Source organism: Xenorhabdus anantnagensis, assembly GCF_028598555.1.
Lineage (GTDB): Bacteria > Pseudomonadota > Gammaproteobacteria > Enterobacterales > Enterobacteriaceae > Xenorhabdus > Xenorhabdus anantnagensis.
Genome location: NZ_JAQRFN010000065.1, coordinates 1 through 2,568 on the forward strand (window position 1 = coordinate 1; position 2,568 = coordinate 2,568).

Here is a 2,568-nt window from a genome sequence, read left to right on the forward strand (position 1 = left end):
TTCAACGTGCTTTTTGCCAAAATCTCCAGTTGCGCCAAGAAAGCGCCGCGCTCCAAAGTTCCGCCTGAGCCTTTGGTGAGTTGTACAGTGACTTTGTACGGGTCGCTAACTTTGTTATAAGTCGCAAATGAACCGTTTTCTATCGGCGCACTCACTACCCGATACTGGTTCTGGTATTGCAGTGATATCACGTTATCAGCAAGCAGAAGGGGGATGCCATACTGATTGAATATCCCCCAGTAATTGCCGAACAGCGTATTTATCAATGCTGCACCGCCCAGACTAATTCCCGCATCCATTGCGGCGTTAGGAATTCCCTTCCAGTTGGGTATATCGGGCATTTTGGGCAGGTCTGGCATTCCAAACATAGGCACCTCATTTTTGGACGTAAAAAAACCGCACGAGGCGGCTAGAATTTGGGTATGAAAAAACCCGCACAGGGCGGGTTGGTTAGAATTTCATGATTGGCAGATTAACCGCTTGATAACCAGAAAGATTCATTAAGTTAGAAATAAACGCCCGAATATATGGATAAACCACCGAGTCAACGGTGTTTTCACTCCAAAAATCTTCCTCTTGTTCCATGTTGAACTCATTCTCAAATAACAAAGTGAATAAGTAATCGAATTCGACACAGAAGCCAGATTCTGTTGTAACCTTAACCTTAGCACTTAGAATAGCTTTACACTTATCACTTTCATCAAGTAACAATGTATTTTTTAAGTGTATGTTATTTTTCTTGGGGGTTTCAGGATCGCCAACTTCATCCAGTTTGATATGAGCGGCCTTTATATTTACGATATTAAAGTTCATAGTTCATCCATAATTAGAATGACAGGCACAATTCATGTTCTTTGCTGGAGTAGCTTACGATATCACCTTTGACATCGGGAAAAACCATGAACTCAGTAAAAGCAAAAGGAGATCTTTCCTCTGCAATTCCAGCAGTTACAAGTTCAGACAGAAGTTCTTGCCTACTCATCGATTTCAGACGAGCAATAGCCTCTTGTGCTAGTTGCATTTGACTTTTCATATCACCCTCCCTCGTTGAGTAACAGTCAATGAATTTTTGTCAATAGACTGGGATGGTTCCCTTATGCTAACTATTGTACAATTTTGAATCCTTGAGTTATACACATTTTTTCTTGACCACAGGTCAAGTTTAATGTACTCACTTCTAATAATAGCATCACAACCTATTGTTTTTGCTATATAATTGCATATCTCACAATCATTTTTAAGTGAATTCCTAAAGGACTCAGTTGCTGAGATGTTATTTTGTTTCATGATGCCAATCATTTCATCTCTAAAATAATTGAATACCTTCTTCCCTTGTAGGGAATCTAAATCCAGTGGGTTGCTTATACTGATTTTAGCCTTTATTACAGAAAATTGAGTATATCTATAACGTTTTTTAACTTTGTCGTATGATTGTAACTTGGCCCAGCATACCGCACTATGCTCTGGATCGCCGAGTCCCTCAATAAAAAAATAAGCTCCAGTCCCAAGCCATTCGTCACTTTTAGCGCTTACTCTGAAATTTCCGCTCAATATCGATGCTTCATTATTTGCATCAGTACCGTGAAATCCTATTAATTTCATTTGTAGACCAGTTAGTTATACCATTTGCAAATAATTAGACATCTCAGTTGGGTACTCCATTATTTTATCTTGTCTAGCTTTTAGAGCACTTACACCAAAATGTGTGGCTGTCTATACTAAATCAATTTAGCTTATATGTTGATCGGAAATTGCTTGATTTGTGAGATGGCGTAATACGATTTTTATACAGCAGTAACAAACTTTAGCCATCCGTGGCTTGGGGTTAAAATGCGTTGATTGGCAGTGAGAGCATATTTTCAATGTAATACCCGTATCGTTTTGCTACTCCGCTAACAATTTCTCTAGGTGTCTCCGTTCCACCTGTAAAGACCTCAGTCTTATTGAGTGTAGTATCATAAACTTCCATATTTATGATGTACCTGAAATTTGGTGGCTGCTTTACTGGAGCTTTCGCCTTAACCTCACCCGTAGTCCAGTATTCATAAAGCACATCATCGCACTCGTCCTGATAACGGATAACTTTCTCACGAATTGACGCTTTAACTTTATTAGGGCTGATAGTTGCTAACCAGCCAGCAAGTTTACGAAGGGCTAGGCAAGTCATATCTTGATTGCCTGTTTTGGTAGGTATTTCGATTTCCGAAACACCTTTACTAAAGCGTTGTTTTAACTTAACAAATTGAGCGCCCCAAGCTAAACCCATGCCTTCAACAATTGGCTTCATCGGTACATACGGCTCACCGTTATAATTAACGACATATAGATCGGTGCCATGAAATGGAACGTTAATTGTGTTACTCGATTCTTTAAGTGGTATACTTAACATGTCTATATTCCTTGGAGTGGTATTAGACGATTTAGAAGCCCCTGACTGTCCCCACGACGGTTGGGGGCTTCGCCGTTTTAGTGCGGCACTATTTATCTCGTGATTGTAACGTTTTGTAAAGGAAATCAACTGCAAAGTGCGAAGTGCCTCGAATATTCAACTATTTACACGCGTATAGC

4 protein-coding genes and 1 pseudogene are annotated in these 2,568 nt (G+C 39.8%); all 5 read right to left on the reverse strand.

The window, feature by feature from the left end:
* Positions 1-368 (reverse strand): hypothetical protein (locus PSI14_RS19720; protein ID WP_273577679.1); only part of this gene is annotated, 368 nt, incomplete at its 3' end.
* 82 nt (positions 369-450) lie between these two features.
* On the reverse strand, positions 451-813 hold the full coding sequence (locus tag PSI14_RS19725) for a protein-export chaperone SecB (protein ID WP_273577680.1): 363 nt from the start codon (positions 811-813) through the stop codon (positions 451-453).
* A 13-nt stretch (positions 814-826) separates the two neighbouring features.
* Positions 827-1,033, reverse strand: coding sequence for a hypothetical protein (locus tag PSI14_RS19730; RefSeq protein ID WP_273577681.1), 207 nt, complete (start codon positions 1,031-1,033; stop codon positions 827-829).
* Positions 1,030-1,602, reverse strand: coding sequence for a hypothetical protein (locus PSI14_RS19735; RefSeq protein WP_273577682.1), 573 nt, complete (start codon positions 1,600-1,602; stop codon positions 1,030-1,032). The genes PSI14_RS19730 and PSI14_RS19735 overlap by 4 nt, the downstream gene beginning before the upstream one ends.
* 418 nt (positions 1,603-2,020) lie before the next feature.
* Positions 2,021-2,389: pseudogene (locus PSI14_RS19740) on the reverse strand (phage antirepressor N-terminal domain-containing protein); the annotation flags it as partial.
* Between the last annotated feature and the right edge of the window lie 179 nt (positions 2,390-2,568).

Excerpts from the sequence above, each read along its gene's own strand:
- PSI14_RS19735 (WP_273577682.1), bottom strand. The coding sequence starts at position 1,602 with ATGAAATTAATAGGATTTCACGGTACTGATGCAAATAATGAAGCATCG.
- PSI14_RS19725 (WP_273577680.1), bottom strand. The coding sequence starts at position 813 with ATGAACTTTAATATCGTAAATATAAAGGCCGCTCATATCAAACTGGAT.
- PSI14_RS19730 (WP_273577681.1), bottom strand. The coding sequence starts at position 1,033 with ATGAAAAGTCAAATGCAACTAGCACAAGAGGCTATTGCTCGTCTGAAA.